This window comes from Noviherbaspirillum suwonense (genome assembly GCF_900182955.1).
GTDB lineage: Bacteria > Pseudomonadota > Gammaproteobacteria > Burkholderiales > Burkholderiaceae_D > Noviherbaspirillum_A > Noviherbaspirillum_A suwonense.
This window is the reverse complement of the sequence record NZ_FXUL01000009.1, coordinates 1-19392: the sequence shown is the minus strand read 5'-3', so window position 1 is coordinate 19392 and position 19392 is coordinate 1. Positions and strand designations below refer to the sequence as shown.

The window sequence follows — 19392 nt, the reverse complement described above, 5'->3', positions numbered from 1 at the left end:
GCGGTAGGGTTGCCGCGAACTAGACCTTCTAGCACCCTTCGCGGCTTCCACTCCCGGGCTTCCTTCGTCAGCGCAACCTGCGGGCCTTGTCGGACCGGAAGGCCTGGCGGCATCCTGGTGCAGTCATAGCGGCTCAACCTTCGCCCGTGATGTTCTCGAAATCGACACTGCTGGCGTGCAGTTGGAAGCGGCTCTCGGCGCTTGCCAGTCGTTCGAGCAGAGCATATTCGGGATGAACGACAGGTACGCGCAAGATCAGACGCTCGAGGACTTGATTTGCCTGGAACATCTCCCTAATTTGTTCTGTGAGCGGAAACATATTCGACATAGGGTGAAAACCAATTTCCAGTTGTCTGAGCTTGGTGTTCGCCGCCAGCTTGTTGACGATCAGATTGAAGTCCGCTCCCATGCAGCCTGCGTTCGACAAGGTCAGCCATTCCAGCGATCCATCCGACAACAGCGATTCGACGACTGCGGCATCTCCCTGCACCCCGTAATCGACGATCTGCAGCAGCCTTACTTGTCTGCTCAAGGCCAGCGAGGAAAGAAAGCGTTGTCGAAACTTCGGAAGGAAACCCATTGTGGACAGCCAGCAATCAGGATAATTGGCCATATAGGCGACGTATAGTTCGGCCTCGGCATTCTTTATGCACCACGCGAGTACGGCGCTGAAATCGGAAACCGGATCGACGGAGTCATATCCGACAAACGCCTGCAGTTCACGCAAATCAATCTCGTCATAATCGACTTGCTTATTCATGAAGCTTGCCAGGTGGCTCTGATCGGGAGCGAATTTTTTCTCAAGTAACAGAAGCCGTTTATGGATGTTCGGGAATTTCTTGTGCCCGCCTACGTAATCGCTGATAACCTGCTTTCGCGAAATCTGCTTACCGCCCGCTTCGTTCAGGCGCTCCGCCAGGATCCTGAAGGTAGAAGCGTCTTTACTCAGCCAGTGAACAAGCGCATCTGCCAGGAAAACGCTCTCCTTGATCCGGGGTATGACGTCTCCTGCAAAATCCGGCTTCCTGGTCAAGATCATCCCAAGAAGATGAACCATGTTTTTTACGGCAGCGTTATGATCGGCCGGCGGTGTCTCGAGTACCAGTTTCAGTTGGGCGGCAGACTCATTGCGAAGAACTGCTTGTGCCCAGTCGTTGCTCGCACTGTTGACGCAAGCCAGCGCTCTGCTAGCGGCAAGCAGACGCTTATCGCCGAGGTATTTCTGGACCGTCGGCGCCACATCAACCGGTATATCCTTTGTGACGAGAAAGCCGGATATTGCGCCGAGCAAGTAGGATGACGAACACGCATATTTTTGAAAGCAGGCGTTGCGCGCACTGATGGTCTTTAATGTTTCGGCCGCTTTGCTATCTGTTCCGGAGATGCCTGTGACAAAGAGGTTTGACAGGCTTATATTCTTGGCTACGTTGTCCAGGAACGCCAGTATCGTGTCCGGAAGAATGTCTGGTTGATGCCCACAATCGACGCCTCGAACTCGACGAAATTCGACTTCCAGTTTTTCAAGGGCCCGGTTATGTTTTATCCCCCTACCTAACGGGAGCAAATCAATCCGGGATTCCTCTGGAAAAATCAAGGTGAGCGAATTGAGCGTGGTGTTGTTCGTCAACAGGCTCTCGATAAAGGTCTGGCCTTCTTCGGAATCTTCTTCAACATTGACATATGCGCCGATGTCGTCGGCGTTCCAACGGTGAAGGTCCAGTATCAGCTCCCTTGCGGAACAATGGTTGTTCTTGAAGATTGTCAGAAGCGGGAAGAGGCTGTGTTCCTTTGTTGTACTGGCCGGCAAGACACTATTTAATACAGATAAATGCAAAGTTTCGAGCGAACGATTATTCTTGAGACCCTCGATCAGCGACGGCGGGAAGAACGGGTCCACCATATCGATGCTCAAGCTCGTTATCGTATGGTTAGACTCCACAAATTTGCCAATGAGCTCATGCTCCCATGCTGTTGTAGCCGCGATGTGGAGAACTTCAAGTTGCGTTTGCTGCTTTAGACACTGCAACAGCATCTGGTACACGTCTTTCGCATCAGACGTCCAGGCTTTCTGCACAAGGCGCCCGAGTTCGAACGTATGGACTGTTGTGCATGCCTTCATGAAATGCACGAGGTGTCGAAGGTAGGAATCAGGTACTGGAAAAACGCCTCCGATGATGGAAGCTTTCGGCTTCATCGTTTGGGAAAGTGCATCGAACAATTTTTTTTTAAGACGTTCTTCAGGATCCCTCGTTGATGAGCCGTTATCGATAATCCTTATTGCATTAAACCCCCGATCCAGTTCGATCAAGCTCACCACGTTGTCAATGACGGCGTTCACGTCAAAGTAAAGGACGAATTGCAGCTGAAGACAAACGTCTTTAAAAATCGTGGTTGACGCCAGGTTGGCTGCGTCGAGAAATGCCTGTAAAGACTGGTCTGCTTTGGGCGCAAAAACAAAGTTTCCGAGCTTGAGCAACGCGAGATGTAATTTTGGTTCATCGACGCCCATGACTAGCTCCGCGACGTCGCTTCGGCGCGACCGGTCGTCCGGAAGGCGGCCTTTAGTCAGGAAAGTCACCGCGTCCTTGCCGGTTACCGTCATCGCCTTTAGCAGGCGCCGATCTTCGTAAGCGTAATCCGAGTCCTCAGTTGTCGGATCACCCTCCGAAAATTCTTGACTATTTGTCAGGTCATCGATTAGATCCAGCAGTGCGGCCAAGGTATAGTTTTCCAGCAGGTGGACTAATCCTTCCTGTTTATTCCCCTCTGGCGTCGTGTGGTTAACACTGTCAGGCAGTAAAGGTCGGAACGTATATGAAAGGTCAGTGGAGTCCTGCGAAGAAATCGGTCGTTTCATATTTGGGCCTTTTCAAACCCGCATTCGTAACACCTGAGACAATCGGTTCCATGACTGCATCCCGCAATCCTGCGGCGCTGCAGGCGATAGGGTTCCGTTCTTCCGACTGTCGTAGAACCTGCCCGGTGCCTTGCACACGCGGGCATACTGCTATTGGCTCAGCCCTCCGCGATCTGGTGATTCGACATCATCTCCACCGCCCTGCACAGCGCCGAATGATCCAGCCCTGCCATGCCATGCGCGGCGCAGGAATTCATCAACTCCTGCGTCGCCGCCGTGTTGGGCAGCGAGATGCCCAGCGCCTTCGCGCCCTGCAAGGCGAGGTTCAGGTCCTTCTGGTGCAGCTCGATCCGGAAGCCGGGATTGAACGTGCGCTTAACCATGCGCTCGCCGTGCACTTCTAGGATGCGGGACGATGCGAAGCCGCCCATCAGCGCCTCGCGCACCTTGGCCGGGTCGGCGCCCGCGCGCGAAGCGAACAGCAGCGCCTCGGCCACCGCCTGAATGTTGAGCGCGACGATGATCTGGTTGGCGACCTTGGTGGTCTGGCCGTCGCCGTTGCCGCCGACCAGCGTGATGTTCTTGCCCATCAGCTCGAACAGCGGCTTGACGATGCCGAACGCTTCCTTCGAGCCGCCGACCATGATGGTCAGCGAGGCTGCCTTGGCGCCGACTTCGCCGCCCGACACCGGCGCGTCGAGGTATTCGCAGTTCAGCGCGTTGATGCGCTGGGCGAAGGTCTTGGTCGCGATCGGCGAGATCGAGCTCATGTCGACCACGATCTTGCCGGATGTCAGGCCGTCGGCCACGCCGTCCTCCTCGAACAGCACCGCTTCCACGTGCGGCGTGTCCGGCACCATCACGATGATGACATCCGCCCGCTTCGCCACTTCGGCGCCGGTGGTGCATACCGTCGCGCCACCTTCGATCAGTGCCGCCGGCGGGTTCTTGCGGTCATGCAGGTACAGCTTGTGCCCGCCCGCCTGCAGGTTTGCCGCCATCGGCGCGCCCATGATGCCCAGTCCGATAAAGCCAATTTTTGCCATGCCAGTCTCCACGATTCAAGTTGATGATGTTCGGTGCGGCGGCGATTACACGCCGTGTGCGGCGCGCCAGCCCAGGCCTTCGACGGTGCCTGCCTTGGGCTTGTATTCACAGCCCACCCAGCCGTCGTATCCCATCGCATCCAGTTGCGCCAGCACGACCCGATAGTTGATCTCGCCGGTGCCGGGTTCGAAACGGCCCGGGTTGTCGGCCAGCTGTATGTGCCGGATGGAAGGCAGGTTGGCCTCGATGGTTCGAAGCAGCTCGCCTTCCATGCGCTGCATGTGATAGATGTCGTACTGCAGGAAGAGATTGTCCGAGCCGGTCTCCTTGATCAGCGCCAGCGCCTGGGCGGTGCGCGACAGGAAGAAGCCGGGAATGTCGAAGGTGTTGACCGGCTCGATCAGCAGCCGTATGCCGGCCTCTTTCAGTTTCGCCCCGGCGAAGGTCAGGTTCGAGACGATGGTTTCGTGCGCCGCCTCGCGATGCACGCCGTGCGGGACAATGCCGGCCAGGCAGTTCACCTGCTTTACGCCCAGGGCGCGCCCGTACATGATGGCTTCGTCCACCCCCTCCCTGAACTCGCTGACGCGGCCCGGATGGCAGGCGATGCCGCGCTCGCCGGCGTCCCAGTCGCCCGAGGGCACGTTATGCAGGACCAGCTCGAGCTGGTAGAGGCTGAGCCTGTCGGCGAGCTGGTCGACATGATAGGAGTACGGCGACAGGAATTCCACGCCGCGAAAGCCGGCCTTCGCCGCCGCCTCGAAACGGTCGAGGAAGGGATGCTCGTTGAAGAGCATCGTGAGATTGGCTGCAAGTCTTGTCATGATTCTTATCCTTTATGCGCCTGCTTAATCGAGCAGCACCGCCGAGGTCGGCGCATGCTGCCGCTCCGTTGCCAGCGCTTCGAACTCGTTGATGTTGTTGATCTCGGTGCCCATCGCGATATTGGTGACCCGCTCGAGAATGACCTCGACCACGACCGGCACCCTGAACTCTTCCATCCAGGCCTTGGCCTGGGCGAAGGCGGCGGGAATGTCGTCCGGGTTAATGACGCGGATCGCCTTGCAGCCCAGCCCTTCCACCACGGCCACGTGGTCGACGCCGTAGCCGTTCAGCTCGGGCGCATTGATGTTCTCGAAGGACAGCTGCACGCAGAAGTCCATGTCGAAGCCACGCTGCGACTGCCGGATCAGGCCGAGGTAGGAGTTGTTTACCACCACGTGCAGGTAAGGCAGCTTGAACTGCGCGCCGACCGCCAGCTCTTCGATCATGAACTGGAAGTCATAGTCGCCGGAAATGGCAACCACCTGCCGCGACGGGTCGGCGGCGCAGACGCCGAGCGCTGCCGGTATGGTCCAGCCCAGCGGGCCGGCCTGGCCGCAGTTGATCCAGTGGCGCGGCTTGTACACGTGCAGGAACTGCGCCGCGGCGATCTGCGACAGGCCGATCGTGCTGACGTAGCAGGTGTCGCGGCCGAAGGCCTTGTTCATCTCTTCGTAGACGCGCTGCGGCTTGACCGGCGTTTCCTCGAAGTGGGTGCGACGCTGCATGGTGCGCTTGCGCTGCTGGCATTGCTCGACCCAGGCGCTGCGGTCGCGCAGCTTGCCGGCGGCTTTCCATTCGGTGGCGACCTCGATGAACAGGTCGAGCGCCGCGCCGGCGTCGGAGACGATGCCGAAGTCCGGCCCGAACACGCGGCCTATCTGGGTTGGCTCGATGTCGACGTGGACGAACTTGCGGTCCTTGGTGAACACCTCGACCGAGCCGGTGTGCCGGTTGGCCCAGCGGTTGCCGATGCCGAGCACGAAGTCGGACGCGAGCATCGTCGCATTGCCGTAGCGGTGGCTGGTCTGCAGCCCCACCATGCCGGCCATCAGCTTGTGGTCGTCGGGGATCACGCCCCAGCCCATCAGCGTCGGGATGACCGGGATGCCGGTCAGCTCGGCGAATTCCACCAGCTTCGGCGACGCGTTGGCATTGATGATGCCGCCGCCTGCCGTGATCAGTGGACGCTCGGCGTCATTGAGCATGCCCAGCGCCTTCTCGATCTGCGCGCGGCTGGCGCGCGGCTTGTAGACCTCGAGCGGCGCATAGGTATCCGGGTCGAACTCGATCTCGCCCATCTGCACGTCGAAGGGCAGGTCGATCAGCACCGGGCCGGGCCGGCCCGAACGCATGATGTGGAAGGCCTGCTGGAACACATACGGCACCAGCGCCGGCTCGCGCACCGTGACGGCCCACTTCGTGACCGGCTTGGCGATGGATTCGATATCGACCGCCTGGAAGTCTTCCTTGTGCAGCCGTGCGCGCGGCGCCTGGCCGGTAATGCAGAGTATAGGTATCGAATCTGCCTGCGCCGAATACAGGCCGGTGATCATGTCGGTGCCGGCCGGGCCGGACGTGCCGACGCAGACGCCGATGTTGCCGGCCACTGCCCGGGTATAGCCCTCGGCCATGTGCGACGCGCCTTCGACATGGCGCGCGAGGCTGTGCCCGATCGAGCCCTGCTTCTTTAATGCCGCATAGAATGGGTTGATCGCCGCGCCTGGCACGCCGAACACCTGCCGTACGCCTTCCTTTTCAAGTACCCAGGCTGCTGCCTGTGCTGCCGTCATCCTTGCCATGATGCTGTCTCCGGTAGTTTGCTTGATGGTGAAATGGTGATCCGACTAAAACCATGGTATCGGCAAAGACTGGCCGTGATAAGACGAGGAAACGTCGCTTTACTCGATACTCTGGGTATGGAACAATCGACTGTCATGGACAAGCTCAAACAGATCGAGACCTTTATCGAAGTCGCTGAAAAAGGCAGCCTGGCCCGCGCGGGCCTGTCGCAGAAAATCAGCCCGGCGATGCTGGGGCGTCGCATCGACGCGCTGGAGAAAAGACTGGGCGTCAAGCTGATGCACCGAACCACGCGGCACCTGACGCTGACCGAGGAAGGCGTCGCCTATCTCGACCATTGCACGCGTCTTCTCGGCGAGCTCGACAAGGCCGAGCAGCAGATCGGCGAAGGCCGGCACCGGGCCACCGGCCACCTGGTGGTGTCGGCCCCGGCGGCATTCGGCCGCAAGCATGTCGCCTCGCATGCGCCCGGCTTTGTCAGGGTCAACCCGGAAGTCAGGCTGTCATTCAACCTGACCGACCAGGTGGTCGACCTGGTGCGCGAGGGATACGACCTCGGCATACGGATAGGCGGCACGATCGACCCGAGCTTCGTCGCGGTCAAGCTTGCCAGCAACCGGCGCGTGGTCTGCGGCACCCCCGACTACTTTGCGCGCCACGGCGTGCCGCAGACGCTGGAAGACCTGGCCCGCCATAACTGCCTGGCCTTCAACCTGCAGGGCGGGCAGCAGCGCGGCTGGTATTTCCAGAAAGGCGGCAAACCGGTCACGATCAAGGTCGCCGGCAACCTGGACTGCAATGACGGCGAGCTGCTGCACAGCTGGGGCAGCGAGGGGCTGGGGCTGGCCTGGCGTTCTACCTGGGAAATACAGCCGCAGCTGGCGTCGGGCGAGCTGATCACGGTGCTCGACGAATTCGCGCTGCCGGACTACGACATCATGGCGGTGTATCCGCAGCAGCGGCATTTGCCGGTGCGGGTACGGCTGTTCATCGACATGCTGAAGGAAATGTATGCGCGGCCGGGATACTGGCTGGAAGCGTGAAGTCCGGCAGGACTGACAAACGAAGCGGATGACGGCGCCCGCTCATCGGCGCGACGCCTGAACGGCGGCATGGCCGGGGCATGCATTCCGCCGCATCAACCCTTTGCCGGGAACACCTGCGCGGCCGACAGGAACGGGTACTCGGTTTCGGGGTCCTGCAGGTGCAGCGCCTGCATCGCCAGCCAGCCGGGCAAGGCCAGCTCGCAGGCCGGCGCGATGCGAAGCCGGTAGGCAACGTCGCCGTGCGCATCGAGCTGCTCGATGTTCGCGGCGCCCTCGCTGCGCACCCGGTAGCGCAGTCCGCTGGCGCCGCCGACCAGCATGAAGCAGCCGCTCTCGCGCAGGCTCTGCCGCTGCCGCGGGCTCAGCACCCGCAGCAGCACGGCCAATGCTTCGCGGCTCGCCCGCAGTTGACTGTCCCGGCGCGGCTGCTGCATGCCGGCCGCGGGCTTGCTCAACAATGCGCCCACCCAGCTGCGCAGCAGGCTGCCGGCCTCGTCGATCGATGCAGTCCATGCGGCGGCATCGCAATCTTCCCAGCCCGTGGCCGGCCCCGGCACCAGCATCAGCTGCGTGCTGGCCGCGTCGAAATGGAGGATGCAGCGCGCAGGCCGGGTGGGGCCGATGGCGAAGGCGCGGTAGCCATGACTGCACAGGCGGTCGAACATGCTGCGCGCCTGCGCCGCCGCGACCTGGTCGCCGGGACGCCAGCGGACCTTGCCGGCAGCGCCGGCATTTCCCAGGATCCACAGCGTGCCGCCCGGCGAGCGGGCGGCGCGCGCCAGTACTGCGCGCTGCGCGGCGAAGTGACCTGCTGCCATCGCCTGCATCGGGCCGGTCCGCCTACGCCGCCTTTTGCAGCTTGACCACGCCGCTCTCTTCCGCGACGGTACGGTCCAGCAGCTTGACCAGCGCATACACGGTATCGATATGTGGCGTCGGCGTATCGGTAAGCCGGCCCAGCTCGACCACCGCGCCGACCAGCGCATCGACTTCCGAGCCGCGGCCGGCTTCGATATCCTGCAGCATCGAGGTCTTGTGCTTGCCGACCTTTTCCGCGCCAGCAATGCGCTTGTCCAGCGTCACGCGGAACTCGATGCCGAGCCGGTTGGCGACAGCCTGCGCTTCCTCCATCATCTGCACCGCAAGCACGCGGGTCAGCGGATACTGGCAGATATCGACCAGCGTCGAATGGCTGAGTGCGCTGATCGGGTTGAACGTCAGATTGCCCCACAGCTTCAGCCAGATCTCGCTGCGGATGTTGTCCAGTACCGGCGCCTTGAAGCCGGCATTGGTCATGCAGGCCGCCACCCGGTTGACCCGTTCGCTCGATGTGCCGTCCAGCTCGCCCAGCGGGAAGCGGTCGCCCTCGATATGGCGCACCACGCCCGGCGCGATCAGCTCGGACGCCGGGTAGACCACGCAGCCGATGACCTTGTCGACCGCTATCTTGCGCGCCAGTTCGCCGGTCGGGTCGACCGACACCACCTGCCGCCCCTCCAGTTCGCCGCCATGCTTGTGGAAGTACCAGTACGGTATGCCGTTCTGCATGGTGACGATCACGGTGTCGGGTCCGACCAGCTTGCCGATGTTGTCCGCGACCGCATCCAGCTGGTGCGCCTTGAGCGCGACGATGACCACGTCCTGGACGCCGGCGTCGTCATAGCTATCTGTTGCCCTGACGTTCGATGCGACATGCTCGGTCCCGTCCTGCATGACCAGCTTCATGCCTGCGCTGCGTATGGCCCGCAGGTTGGCGCCGCGCACGATGAACGTCAGGTCTTCCCCTGCAAGCGCAAGCTTGACCCCGACGTAGCCGCCGATGGCGCCCGCTCCGATGATTGCGATTTTCATGTTGCTACCCTCATGGTTTACTCGAATCGGTTGCGCAGCTTTCCTATGCCGCCTATCTCCACTTCGACGATGCTGTTCGGCTTCATCGAGCCGACGCCGACCGAGGTGCCGCACAGGATCATGTCGCCGGGGTGGAGCGTCATGTCGCGCGAGATCAGGCTCACCAGTTTCTGCACCGGGAACACCATGTCATTGATCGGGTAATCCTGTCGCACTTCCTCATTCAGCATGGTCCGCACGACCAGCATCGCGGGATCGAGCCCGGTGGCAATCACAGGCCCGAAGGGCAGGAAGGTGTCGAAGCCCTTGGCCCTGACCCACTGCGGGAAAGTCGGATCGCGCTGGATGATGTCGGCGACGGTGACATCGTTGGCACAGGTATAGCCGAAGACATGCGACAGCGCATCTTCCTCGGCCACGTTGGTGCAGGTGCGGCCGATCACGACGCCGAGCTCGCCCTCGTACACGACCTTGCCGTCGCACAGCGGCTTGCGTATGGTCTCCAGCGGGTTCAGGTAGGAATTGGGCGCCTTGAGCAGGTAGAGCGGCTCCGGCGGCGGCTCCAGCCCCAGCTTGCGCCCCAGCGCATGGAAATTGTTCCAGAGCGCCAGCACCTTGCCCGGCACCACCGGGATCAGCAGCTTCACTTCGCCGAGCGTGGCGCACTGGTCGGTGGGCCGGGGGTCGACCAGCATGTCGCCCTCGTAGATGCGTATCTTGTTTCCTTCCAGCGTGCCGAAACAGGTCTTGCCGAGGTGATTGAAGCGTAGCCAGCGTTGGATCATGTCGTCTCTTCCTTGTTTCGGCGTCGCTGCCTGGCGCATTCGCAGCCGGGGCGGCGATGCTGGCAAGCTTTATCGTGTTTGCTGCATGGCGCAGCCTGCAAGCGCATGTTCCGGTAACGGCCTGCGCGGCACATTGACCACGGTTAAGTTTCAAAAAATTCCGCATGCGAAGGCCGCGCAGGCATTGCGGCGGCCGCCGCTATGCGCCAAGCTGCGCCTGCTGGAACTCGGCCCAGTTGACATGGCGACGCGTGCCGGTCTGCAGCAGCGCGTCATACCAGCGCGCCTTGGTGGTCTCGATTGCGGCGACCAGGAAGTCGGCGTCATAAGCGCTGAGCAGATGCGTCTGGTGCGTCTTCAGGTAGCCGAGCAGCCGTTCACGCTCCTGGTGGTCGGACAGCACGTTCTCATAGACCGATTCGTCCCAGTGCCATTTCAGGCCAAGCTCGTAGAACGCAGCGTTATAGGCGTCGCGATGGAAATCGGCGGGATTGCTTTCAGCATGCGTGGCAGCCTGGTAGTAGGACATGTAAGCCTCCTTGGTGTTCGAGAGTGGATGATCCGCCGGCGTGTTTGCTTGCGGTGTGGAGGCATACTAGGTTCGTTGATCGATAAATGACACTTAAACTTTTTAATCAAAACCATTCATTATGATTTATGCTTGATGCATTCCTCCTCTGACGTCCACGTTGCCGGATTGAACACGCCATCATGAAAAATGCCACGCTTCGCCAGTTGAAAGTCTTTGAAACCGTGGCCCGTCACCTCAGCTTTTCGCGCGCCGCCGAGGAACTGCACCTGACGCAGCCGGCAGTGTCGACGCAGGTGAAGACCCTGCAGGGCCATGTCGGCCTGGTGCTGTTCGAGCAGCTGGGCAAACGGGTCTACCTGACGCCGGCCGGCGAGGAACTGCTGCGCTACAGCCGGCTGATCATCCAGCAGTTCGATGAAGCCGAAGAAGCGCTGACGCAGTTCAAGAGCGTCGAGGGCGGCAGGCTCAATGTCGCGGTGATCAGCGCCGGCGATTATTTCTTTCCGCGGCTGCTGGTGGAATTCGCGCGGCGCCACGCGGGCGTGACGCTCAATCTCGCTGTCCACAATCGCGAAAAGCTGCTTGGCGAAATCGCCGGCAACATGACGGATCTTGCGATCATGGTGCGGCCGCCGCATGACATGGACACCGTCAACGAAGCCTTCGCGCCGCATCCCTACGTGATCGTGGCGGCGGCCGACCATCCGTATGCGAAGCGCAAGAAGATCCCGCTGGCAACCATCAAGCGGGAGCGCTTCGTGGTCAGGGAAAAAGGGTCCGACACCTGGAACTCGATGGAGGAAAGCTTCGGCAGGCACATCGCCGACCTCAACATCGCGATGGAGATCAAGAGCACCGAGACCATCAAGCAGGCGGTCATCGCCGGCATGGGCATCAGCTTTCTTTCGGCCCATACCATCAGCCTCGAATTGCAGGCCGGCAGCCTGGTCGTGCTCGACGTGCAGGGCTTTCCGATGATGCTGAACTGGTATGTCGTATATCGCAACGGCAAGCGCCTGCCGCCGGTGGCCGAGGCCTTCCGGACCTTCCTGATGAGCGACGGCGCTGCGCTGATCCAGAAGTTCACCGGCTACGTGCCGCAGGCCTGAGGGTCATACAAGGCTCACGAGGGCTTGCGACGGCCGATAAGGGCCGTGCTTCGCCTTGCGCGGCAGACGCGGCGGAGATGCCAGGCCGGGCAGCACGACATCGTGCTGCCTGAGCTGACGCATGAGATCGACAGCCCTTCCCGCATGGTCCAGCGCCATGCAACGAACAATGCTTCAAGCCAAGATCCTGATGCCCGCATTACTGCGCGGCATGAATGAATGCCCTTTTATTCATCTTTTGAAAATTGACCCCGGTCAATGAGGAAAAACAGGCCCCATCGCTATGATGCCGCTACTTCGTCCCCGCCCGTAGCGGTTAAAAACGGGATCAGGACATGGCTTCTGCATGCATATGCCATGTCCTGATCCCCGCCGCCGCCCTTGGATGTCAACGCGCCCTACCCGGCGGCGCACCTATAAGCCGGAACCCACAGGAGCAAGCATGTCTTCAATCTTGAAACCAGTTCAGATCGATGAAACCACGTCGCTGGCCCAGCAGGAGCCGCTGCCTGCCAGTGCGGAACAGACCGACGGCTTTCACCTGGTCATCGACGCGCTCAAAGCAAACGACGTCGACACCATCTATGGCCTGGTCGGCATTCCCATCACGGACCTGGCGCGCATGGCGCAAGCCGAGGGCCTGCGCTTCATCGGCTTCCGGCACGAGGCCAATGCGGTCAATGCCGCAGCCATCGCCGGCTACCTGACCAAGAAGCCCGGTATCGCGATGACCGTCTCGGCCCCCGGATTTCTCAATGGCCTGGTCGCGCTGGCCAATGCCACCGTCAACTGCTTCCCGATGATCATGATCTCCGGCTCCTCCGAGCGCGAGATCGTCGACCTGGCGCAGGGCGACTACGAGGAACTCGACCAGCTCAACGCCGCAAAGCCCTATGTCAAGGCGGCCTACCGGATCAACCATGTCGAGGACATCGGCATCGGCATGGCCCGCGCGATCCGCGCCGCGGTCTCCGGCCGTCCCGGTGGCGTCTACCTTGACGTGCCCGCCAAGCTGCTCGGCCAGGCGATGGACGCCGCCGCCGGCAAGAAGTCCATCGTCAAGGTGGTCGATCCGGCGCCCGCGCAGGTCCCGGCGCCGGAAGCCATCACCCGCGCGCTGGACGTGCTGAAGAATGCGAAGCGCCCGGTCATCATGCTGGGCAAGGGCGCCTCGTATGCGCAGGCCGACGCCGACATCCGCGCCTTCGTCGAGAAGACCGGCATCCCCTACCTGGCCATGTCCATGGCCAAGGGCCTGCTGCCCGACAACCATCCGCAGGCCGCGATCGCCGCGCGTTCGTATGCGCTGAAGGAAGCCGACTGCGTGATGCTGATCGGCGCCCGCCTGAACTGGCTGCTCTCGCATGGCAAGGGCCCGACCTGGGGCGGCAAGGACCACAAGGACTGGGCCGACAAGAAGTTCGTGCAGATCGACATCTCGGCGCAGGAAATGGACTCGAACGTGCCGATCGACGCGCCGCTGGCGGGCGACATCGGCTCGACCGTGGCCGCGCTGCTGAAGGAAATCGAGAAGTCCGGCTTCAACAAGCCCGATGCTTCCTGGACCGGCTCGATCAAGGAGAAAAGCGACGCCAACGTCGCGAAGATGGCCAAGACCCTGTCGGCCAAGACGTCGCCGATGAATTTCATGACCGCATTGTCGGCCATGCGCGACGTGCTCAAGACCCGTCCGGACATCTGCCTGGTCAACGAGGGCGCCAACACGCTGGACCTGGCCCGCTCCGTGATCGACATGTACGAGCCGCGCAAGCGGCTGGACTCCGGCACCTGGGGCGTGATGGGCATCGGCATGGGCTATGCGATCGGCGCGGCCGTGACCACGGGCAAGCCGGTGGTCGCGCTGGAAGGGGACTCGGCCTTTGGCTTCTCGGGCATGGAAGTCGAGACCATCTGCCGCTACAACCTGCCGGTCACCGTCGTCATCTTCAACAACAACGGCGTCTACAAGGGCAATGACGTCAACCCGACCGGCGGCGCAGACCCGGCGCCGACCGTGTTCGTCAAGGGCTCGCGCTACGACATGCTGATGCAGGCCTTCGGCGGCGTCGGCGTCACCGCCAACACGCCGGAGGAATTGTCCAAGGCGCTGACCGAAGGCATCGCTTCGGGCAAGCCGACGCTGATCAATGTCGTCATCGACGAGAACGCCGGCACCGAGAGCGGGCGCATCTCGCACCTCAACCCGCAAAGCGCAGCAAAGAAGAAGTAATCGACCGCGATATAAACAAGGAGATACCATGAACAAACCACTGCAAGGCATCAAGATCATCGACTTCACCCATGTGCAGGCAGGTCCCGCCTGCACCCAGATGCTGGCCTGGTTCGGCGCGGATGTGATCAAGGTCGAGCGTCCGGGCGCGGGCGACGTCACCCGCAGCCAGCTGCGCGACATCCCCGATGCCGATGCGCTGTACTTCACGATGCTTAACTCGAACAAGCGCTCGCTGACGCTGGACACGAAACAGAAGGAAGGCAAGGAGGTGCTGGAGAAGCTGATCAAGGAATCCGACGTGATGGTCGAGAACTTTGGCCCGGGCGCGCTGGACCGCATGGGCTTCACCTGGGAGCGCATCCAGGAGCTGAATCCGAAGATGATCCTGGCCTCGGTCAAGGGCTTTTCCGAAGGTCACCACTATGAGGACCTGAAGGTCTACGAGAACGTCGCGCAATGCGCGGGCGGCGCGGCCTCGACCACCGGCTGGTGGAAGGGCGAGAATTCCGAGCCGACCATCTCGGCTGCGGCGCTGGGCGACTCCAACACCGGCATGCACCTTGCTATCGGCATCCTGACCGCCTATATCGGTCGCCAGCAGACCGGCAAGGGCCAGAAGGTCGCGGTGTCGATGCAGGACGCGGTGCTGAACCTGTGCCGCGTGAAGATGCGCGACCAGCAGCGCCTGGAGCGCGTCGGCTACCTGGAAGAATATCCACAGTATCCGCACGAGATGGAGGCATTCAAGGACAAGGTCACGCCGCGCGGCGGCAATGCGGGCGGCGGCGGCCAGCCAGGCTGGATCCTGAAGTGCAAGGGCTGGGAGACCGACCCGAACGCGTACATCTACTTCACGGTCCAGGGCCATGCCTGGGCGCCGATCTGCGACGCATTGGGCAAACCGGAGTGGAAGACCGATCCGGCCTACATGACGCCGCAGGCGCGCCAGCCGCACATCACCGAGATCTTTGCAACGATCGAGGACTTCATCAAGGACAAGACCAAGTACGAAGCGGTCAACATCTTCCGCAAGTTCGACATCCCCTGCTCGCCGGTGCTGTCGATGAAGGAACTGCTGGTCGACGAGTCGCTGCGCAAGTCGGGCTCCATCGTCGAAGTCCAGCATCCGGTGCGCGGTTCCTACTTCACCATCGGCAGCCCGATCAAGTTCTCGGACCTGAAGCCGGAAGTAACCGCGTCCCCGCTGCTGGGCCAGCATACCGACGAGGTGCTGGAAGAGCTGGGCTACAGCTCGCAGCAGATCCAGGCAATGCACGAGGCCAAGGCGGTCTAGACGCCCGCTGATCCGTCCCTTGCGATGGCATTCGTACCCGTGCGGTCCGGATGCCATTTTTTTTTACAATCGTATCGAGCAACAGGAGCGACATCATGGATGCGCAGATTGACTACAAGCAGCTGCTGACGGCTATCGGCGACGGCGTCGTCGTGGCGGACGCCAGCGGCGCCATCATTTTCTGGAACCCGGCGGCGGAGCGTATCTTCGGTTTCACCGAGAGCGAGGCATTGGGCAAGTCGCTGGATATCATCGTTCCCGAGCGGCAGCGGCAGCGCCACTGGGAAGGCTATGAGAAGACCATGCACACCGGGCAGACGCGCTACGGCAACGACCTGCTGCGGGTGCCGGCGCTGCACAAGGAAGGCCATCCGCTGTCGATCGCCTTCACCGTCGCCATGCTTTACACGCCGGACGGCAAGGTCTCGTCCATCGTTGCAATCGTTCGCGACGAGACGAAGCGCTGGGGCGAGGAAAGGGACATGCGCCGCCGTATCGCCGAACTCGAGGCGAAGTCGGCAGCCCACTGAATCTCTTGCGGGGATGGCGCGCGACGCATTGCGCAGTTCGTCCCCGCAGCCCGGCCCGCAGGGATCAGCAATGGAGGCGGTGCGTTTGGGTGCAGCGGTATGCCGGGTGCTGCGGTGAAAGTACAGCGCGGCCCAGGTTCAACCCGCGCCGGCGCGCAAGGGCGCGTCCTGCACCGGCGCCGGCTTCAGGCTCCCAGCCATCTGTCCCAGGTTCTTTTCATACAGGGTCGCGATCATGTCCGACTGGGTCATGATGCCGACCAGGCGTCCGTCGTCGTCGACGACCGGCAGCGAGTGCAGGCCCGCGTCCGACATCAGCGGTACCAGCTCCACTACCGGCTGGTCATGGCGAACCGTGCGCACATGCTTGTTCATGATCTGCCCCACCACTTCCGGCTTGATCGAATGGGTCTGCCGCACCGGTTCCAGGAGCCGCTTCATCGCCTCTCCCAGTCCCTTGTAGCTCTGCGACCGCGCATGCTTGATGAAGTCGGCCTTGGTGATGATGCCGACCACGTGATCGCCGCGCCCCACCACCGGCAGCGCCGTCAGCCTGTGCTCGTGCAGCGCGTCCCATGCTTCCTGCAAAGGCGTGCCGAACAGTACGCGCACCACGTCGCGGGACATCACGTCGCTGCAGCGGGTGACGCCGAACCGGCGCTGGTGGGAACGCATCTCGGTTTCCAGCAGGATGGCCTGCAGGTCTTCACGGCTGATGTCCAGCACCTGGTTGTAACGGGCCAGCGCAGCGTCGAGGTCGTCGCTCGTGATGCCCAGGCGGGCGGTCGGCGCCGCGTCGCCGGTGTCATGCTTTTCGGCGGGCTCGGCCTGCACCCGGTGCGGGTAGCGCCGGCCGGTCGCATTGTTGTAGAACAGGGCGGCGGCCAGCAGCAGCAGTGAATTGAGCATGACCGGCGTTGCGACGAAGCCATAACCCATCGCATGGATGGCCGGTCCGCCAAGCACGGCGGTCAGCGCCACCGCGCCGCTGGGCGGATGCAGGCAACGCAGCATGAACATTGCGCCTATCGCCACCGCGCCGGCAATCGCCGCGGCGAGCATCGGATCGCCGATCAGCTTGCCGCATGTCACGCCGACCAGGCTGGCGATCAGGTTGCCGCCCAGGATGGACCAGGGCTGCGCCAGCGGGCTGGCGGGCACGGCGAACAGCAGCACGGCGGACGCGCCCATCGGCGCAATCAGCATGACCGCGTTGCGGGTATCGGGGAGGAAGAAGGCGCTGCAGATGCCGGTGAGCACGAGGCCGAACAGCGCGCCGGCGCAGGCCCGCATCTTCTCGAAGCGGTCGATACGATCGCGTCCGGGGATGAGCTTGTGACTGAGCTTCTGAAACAGGTCGTGCAGGATGGACAGCTTCAATAGGGACTCCGTGTTGCCGGGAACTGCGCGGCCTTTCCCGGCAATTGCGCAGGCATGAATAATTGCCGGGTCCGGCCGCGATCAGGCGCGGCGCCGTCGCGGGCGTGTCAGCAATGGACCACGCCGGACCCGTCGCACCGGGAACAGGGTTCGGTGCCCACGCCGTGGCACGACGGGCAACGCTCATTCTCGTGGCCGGGAACGGCGCCGGTGGTGAGGTTCACCGCGATATCCTTGTCCAGCAACGGCGCCTTGCCGGTTCCCTTGCAGCGATGGCACTGAAGTATGCCACTGCCATTACATTTCGGACATGCTGCCATGATCAGTCTCCTTGTACGGCCCGCGATAACACCATGTTAATCGACACAGGCCTTTATTGTTAAGCCGCGCGCATCAGCGCGCCGACATGCTCCGCGGTGCCGGACGCGAGGCCTTCCATGCTGTATCCCCCTTCCAGGACGGAGACGATGCGTCCGCCGCAGCATTCGTCGGCGATCGCCATCAACTGCTCGGTGATCCAGCGGAAGTCGCTGTCCTGGAGTTCGAGCGCCGCCAGCGGGTCGAGATGGTGGGCATCGAAGCCGGCCGATATGATCAGGAATTCCGGCTTGAATGCGCGCAGCGCCGGCAGGATCTCCTGTTCGCAGCCCTCGCGGAAGCGGGCCGAATCGCAGCCCCGCGCCAGCGGCACATTGACGATGTTATGGCTGACGCCGGTCTCGGACCTGCTGCCGGTGCCGGGGTAGAACGGCGACTGGTGGCTGGACGCATAGAACAAGCCCGGGTTGCCGTAGAACGCCGCCTGCGTGCCGTTGCCATGATGGACATCGAAGTCCACTACCGCGACCCGCTCCAGCCCATATTGCTGGGCTGCATAGGCGGCGGCGATGGCAGCCTGGTTGAAGATGCAGAAGCCCATCGCCCGGTCCGGCTCCGCATGGTGGCCGCAGGGACGGGTCGCGCAAAAGACATTGTCGGCCGTGCCCGCCATGACCGCATCGACGCCCGCGCAGGCAGCGCCGACGCAGCGCATCACCGCTTCCAGCGAGCCGGGCGACATCACCGTGTCGCCGCCGTCGAGCACCACGGTGCCCTGGCGCGGCGCGTTGTCGACGACCAGCTCGATGAAGTCCGGGTCGTGGATCAGCGCGACCTGCTCCATCGTGCCCTTGGGCGCGTCCTGCCACTGCAGCGCCTCGAAGCCCGGCGAACGCAAGGCCGACAGCACTGCCGCCAGCCGCGCCGGCGACTCGGGATGCCCCGGCCCGGGGCGGTGCTCCATGCATGCCGAATGGGTATAGATCAGGGTCGTCATGGTCGTGTCGCCTGGTTCGACTGCAGCGTATCGAGTCCGACCCGCCGCATTTCCACCGGCGTGGCGCCTGCATTGAGCATGGCCTGCCCGCCGCCATAGCTGCTCTGCTCGGCCACCTCGCCGCCCAGCGTGACCTGGATCGCGCAGTACTTGAACTCCGGGATCTTCGCGAACGGGTCCAGCGCCGCATTCGTCAGCCGGTTGATCGCCGCCTCGTAATAGCAGAACGGCACGAACACCGCGCCCCGCGGCGTGCCCTCGTCGGCCCGCGCATACAGCGCCACCTCGCCCCGCCGCGACGCAATCGTGATCACGTCCCCCGGCTTGCCGCCCAGACCCGTCAGGTCCAGCGGATGCACCAGCGCTACCGGGTCCGGTTCCAGCGCGTCCAGCACCGCCGCCCGCCGCGTCATGCTGCCGGTATGCCAGTGCTCCAGCTGCCGGCCCGTGATCAGCACCATCGGGTACTCGGTATCGGGCCGCTCCGCCGCCGGGATGATGTCCGCCGGCACGAACCGCGCCAGCCCGCTCTCGGTCGGGAAGGCGTCCACGAACACCACCGGCTCGCCGGCATCGCCTTCCTTCATGCACGGATACGTCACCGCATTGTCCCGCTCCATCCGGTCCCAGCTGATGCCGGCAATGCTCGGCATGCTGTGCCGCATCTCGTCGAACACTTCCGACACGTGGCCATAGTTCCAGTCCAGCCCCAGCTGCTGCGCGAGCTGCTGGATGATCCACAGGTCCGGCTTGGCCTGGCCCGGCGGGTCGATCGCCTGCCGCCCCAG

The 19392-nt window shown here is 62.6% G+C and carries 16 protein-coding genes; 5 read left to right on the top strand and 11 right to left on the bottom strand.

Annotation, left to right across the window (positions count from 1 at the left end):
- Positions 1-133 precede the first annotated feature (133 nt).
- The 4 genes from QOL82_RS12940 to gcl form a co-directional block, all read right to left on the bottom strand.
- Entirely contained in the window at positions 134-2857 is a 2724-nt protein-coding gene (locus tag QOL82_RS12940; protein ID WP_283442694.1) for a hypothetical protein, read from the bottom strand.
- A gap of 158 nt (positions 2858-3015) precedes the next feature.
- The gene (locus QOL82_RS12935) at positions 3016-3903 is read right to left on the bottom strand and encodes a 2-hydroxy-3-oxopropionate reductase (protein ID WP_283442693.1); all 888 of its coding nucleotides are present in this window, start codon (positions 3901-3903) and stop codon (positions 3016-3018) included.
- A 45-nt stretch (positions 3904-3948) separates the two neighbouring features.
- Positions 3949-4728, bottom strand: coding sequence for a hydroxypyruvate isomerase (gene hyi, locus QOL82_RS12930; RefSeq protein ID WP_283442692.1), 780 nt, complete (start codon positions 4726-4728; stop codon positions 3949-3951).
- Between the two features lie 24 nt (positions 4729-4752).
- On the bottom strand, positions 4753-6528 hold the full coding sequence (gene gcl / locus QOL82_RS12925) for a glyoxylate carboligase (RefSeq protein ID WP_283442691.1): 1776 nt from the start codon (positions 6526-6528) through the stop codon (positions 4753-4755).
- A 135-nt stretch (positions 6529-6663) separates the two neighbouring features.
- Here gcl and QOL82_RS12920 point away from each other — a divergent pair, with 135 nt between their 5' ends.
- Complete coding sequence (locus tag QOL82_RS12920) at positions 6664-7572, top strand: LysR family transcriptional regulator (protein ID WP_283442690.1); 909 nt, start codon at positions 6664-6666, stop codon at positions 7570-7572.
- Between the two features lie 95 nt (positions 7573-7667).
- Here QOL82_RS12920 and QOL82_RS12915 read toward each other — a convergent pair whose 3' ends face one another.
- The 4 genes from QOL82_RS12915 to QOL82_RS12900 form a co-directional block, all read right to left on the bottom strand.
- The gene (locus tag QOL82_RS12915; RefSeq protein ID WP_283442689.1) at positions 7668-8393 is read right to left on the bottom strand and encodes a hypothetical protein; all 726 of its coding nucleotides are present in this window, start codon (positions 8391-8393) and stop codon (positions 7668-7670) included.
- Between the two features lie 22 nt (positions 8394-8415).
- A complete protein-coding gene (locus tag QOL82_RS12910) occupies positions 8416-9426 on the bottom strand; it encodes a 2-dehydropantoate 2-reductase (protein WP_283442688.1) in 1011 nt (336 codons plus the stop codon).
- Between the two features lie 17 nt (positions 9427-9443).
- A complete protein-coding gene (locus QOL82_RS12905; protein ID WP_283442687.1) occupies positions 9444-10211 on the bottom strand; it encodes a fumarylacetoacetate hydrolase family protein in 768 nt (255 codons plus the stop codon).
- Between the two features lie 199 nt (positions 10212-10410).
- Positions 10411-10740, bottom strand: coding sequence for an HAD family hydrolase (locus QOL82_RS12900; protein WP_283442686.1), 330 nt, complete (start codon positions 10738-10740; stop codon positions 10411-10413).
- A gap of 182 nt (positions 10741-10922) precedes the next feature.
- Here QOL82_RS12900 and QOL82_RS12895 point away from each other — a divergent pair, with 182 nt between their 5' ends.
- The 4 genes from QOL82_RS12895 (at position 10923) to QOL82_RS12880 (ending at position 15909) form a co-directional block, all read left to right on the top strand.
- Positions 10923-11852 carry a LysR family transcriptional regulator gene (locus tag QOL82_RS12895; RefSeq protein ID WP_283442685.1) on the top strand — a complete coding sequence of 310 codons (930 nt, stop codon included), beginning with the start codon at positions 10923-10925 and terminating at the stop codon, positions 11850-11852.
- Between the two features lie 442 nt (positions 11853-12294).
- Positions 12295-14082 (top strand): oxalyl-CoA decarboxylase, encoded by a 1788-nt coding sequence (oxc, locus tag QOL82_RS12890; RefSeq protein ID WP_283442684.1) that lies wholly within the window; start codon positions 12295-12297, stop codon positions 14080-14082.
- Positions 14083-14110: 28 nt separating this feature from the next.
- The gene (gene frc, locus QOL82_RS12885) at positions 14111-15379 is read left to right on the top strand and encodes a formyl-CoA transferase (protein WP_283442683.1); all 1269 of its coding nucleotides are present in this window, start codon (positions 14111-14113) and stop codon (positions 15377-15379) included.
- A gap of 95 nt (positions 15380-15474) precedes the next feature.
- Positions 15475-15909, top strand: a complete 435-nt coding sequence (locus tag QOL82_RS12880) for a PAS domain S-box protein (protein WP_283442682.1) — start codon at positions 15475-15477, stop codon at positions 15907-15909.
- Between the two features lie 138 nt (positions 15910-16047).
- On the opposite strand, the gene QOL82_RS12875 is transcribed toward QOL82_RS12880, so the two are convergent.
- The 3 genes from QOL82_RS12875 to QOL82_RS12865 all read right to left on the bottom strand — a co-directional run.
- Positions 16048-17289, bottom strand: coding sequence for an HPP family protein (locus QOL82_RS12875; protein WP_430438477.1), 1242 nt, complete (start codon positions 17287-17289; stop codon positions 16048-16050).
- Between the two features lie 379 nt (positions 17290-17668).
- A complete protein-coding gene (locus QOL82_RS12870; RefSeq protein WP_283442681.1) occupies positions 17669-18604 on the bottom strand; it encodes a histone deacetylase family protein in 936 nt (311 codons plus the stop codon).
- On the bottom strand, positions 18601-19392 hold a 792-nt coding region (locus QOL82_RS12865), incomplete at its 5' end, for a molybdopterin oxidoreductase family protein (protein ID WP_283442680.1). The genes QOL82_RS12865 and QOL82_RS12870, both read right to left, overlap by 4 nt.

Coding starts and splice junctions, on each gene's coding strand:
- QOL82_RS12940 (WP_283442694.1), bottom strand. CDS start 2,857: ATGAAACGACCGATTTCTTCGCAGGACTCCACTGACCTTTCATATACG.
- QOL82_RS12935 (WP_283442693.1), bottom strand. CDS start 3,903: ATGGCAAAAATTGGCTTTATCGGACTGGGCATCATGGGCGCGCCGATG.
- hyi (WP_283442692.1), bottom strand. CDS start 4,728: ATGACAAGACTTGCAGCCAATCTCACGATGCTCTTCAACGAGCATCCC.
- gcl (WP_283442691.1), bottom strand. CDS start 6,528: ATGGCAAGGATGACGGCAGCACAGGCAGCAGCCTGGGTACTTGAAAAG.
- QOL82_RS12920 (WP_283442690.1), top strand. CDS start 6,664: ATGGACAAGCTCAAACAGATCGAGACCTTTATCGAAGTCGCTGAAAAA.
- QOL82_RS12915 (WP_283442689.1), bottom strand. CDS start 8,393: ATGGCAGCAGGTCACTTCGCCGCGCAGCGCGCAGTACTGGCGCGCGCC.
- QOL82_RS12910 (WP_283442688.1), bottom strand. CDS start 9,426: ATGAAAATCGCAATCATCGGAGCGGGCGCCATCGGCGGCTACGTCGGG.
- QOL82_RS12905 (WP_283442687.1), bottom strand. CDS start 10,211: ATGATCCAACGCTGGCTACGCTTCAATCACCTCGGCAAGACCTGTTTC.
- QOL82_RS12900 (WP_283442686.1), bottom strand. CDS start 10,740: ATGTCCTACTACCAGGCTGCCACGCATGCTGAAAGCAATCCCGCCGAT.
- QOL82_RS12895 (WP_283442685.1), top strand. CDS start 10,923: ATGAAAAATGCCACGCTTCGCCAGTTGAAAGTCTTTGAAACCGTGGCC.
- oxc (WP_283442684.1), top strand. CDS start 12,295: ATGTCTTCAATCTTGAAACCAGTTCAGATCGATGAAACCACGTCGCTG.
- frc (WP_283442683.1), top strand. CDS start 14,111: ATGAACAAACCACTGCAAGGCATCAAGATCATCGACTTCACCCATGTG.
- QOL82_RS12880 (WP_283442682.1), top strand. CDS start 15,475: ATGGATGCGCAGATTGACTACAAGCAGCTGCTGACGGCTATCGGCGAC.
- QOL82_RS12870 (WP_283442681.1), bottom strand. CDS start 18,604: ATGACGACCCTGATCTATACCCATTCGGCATGCATGGAGCACCGCCCC.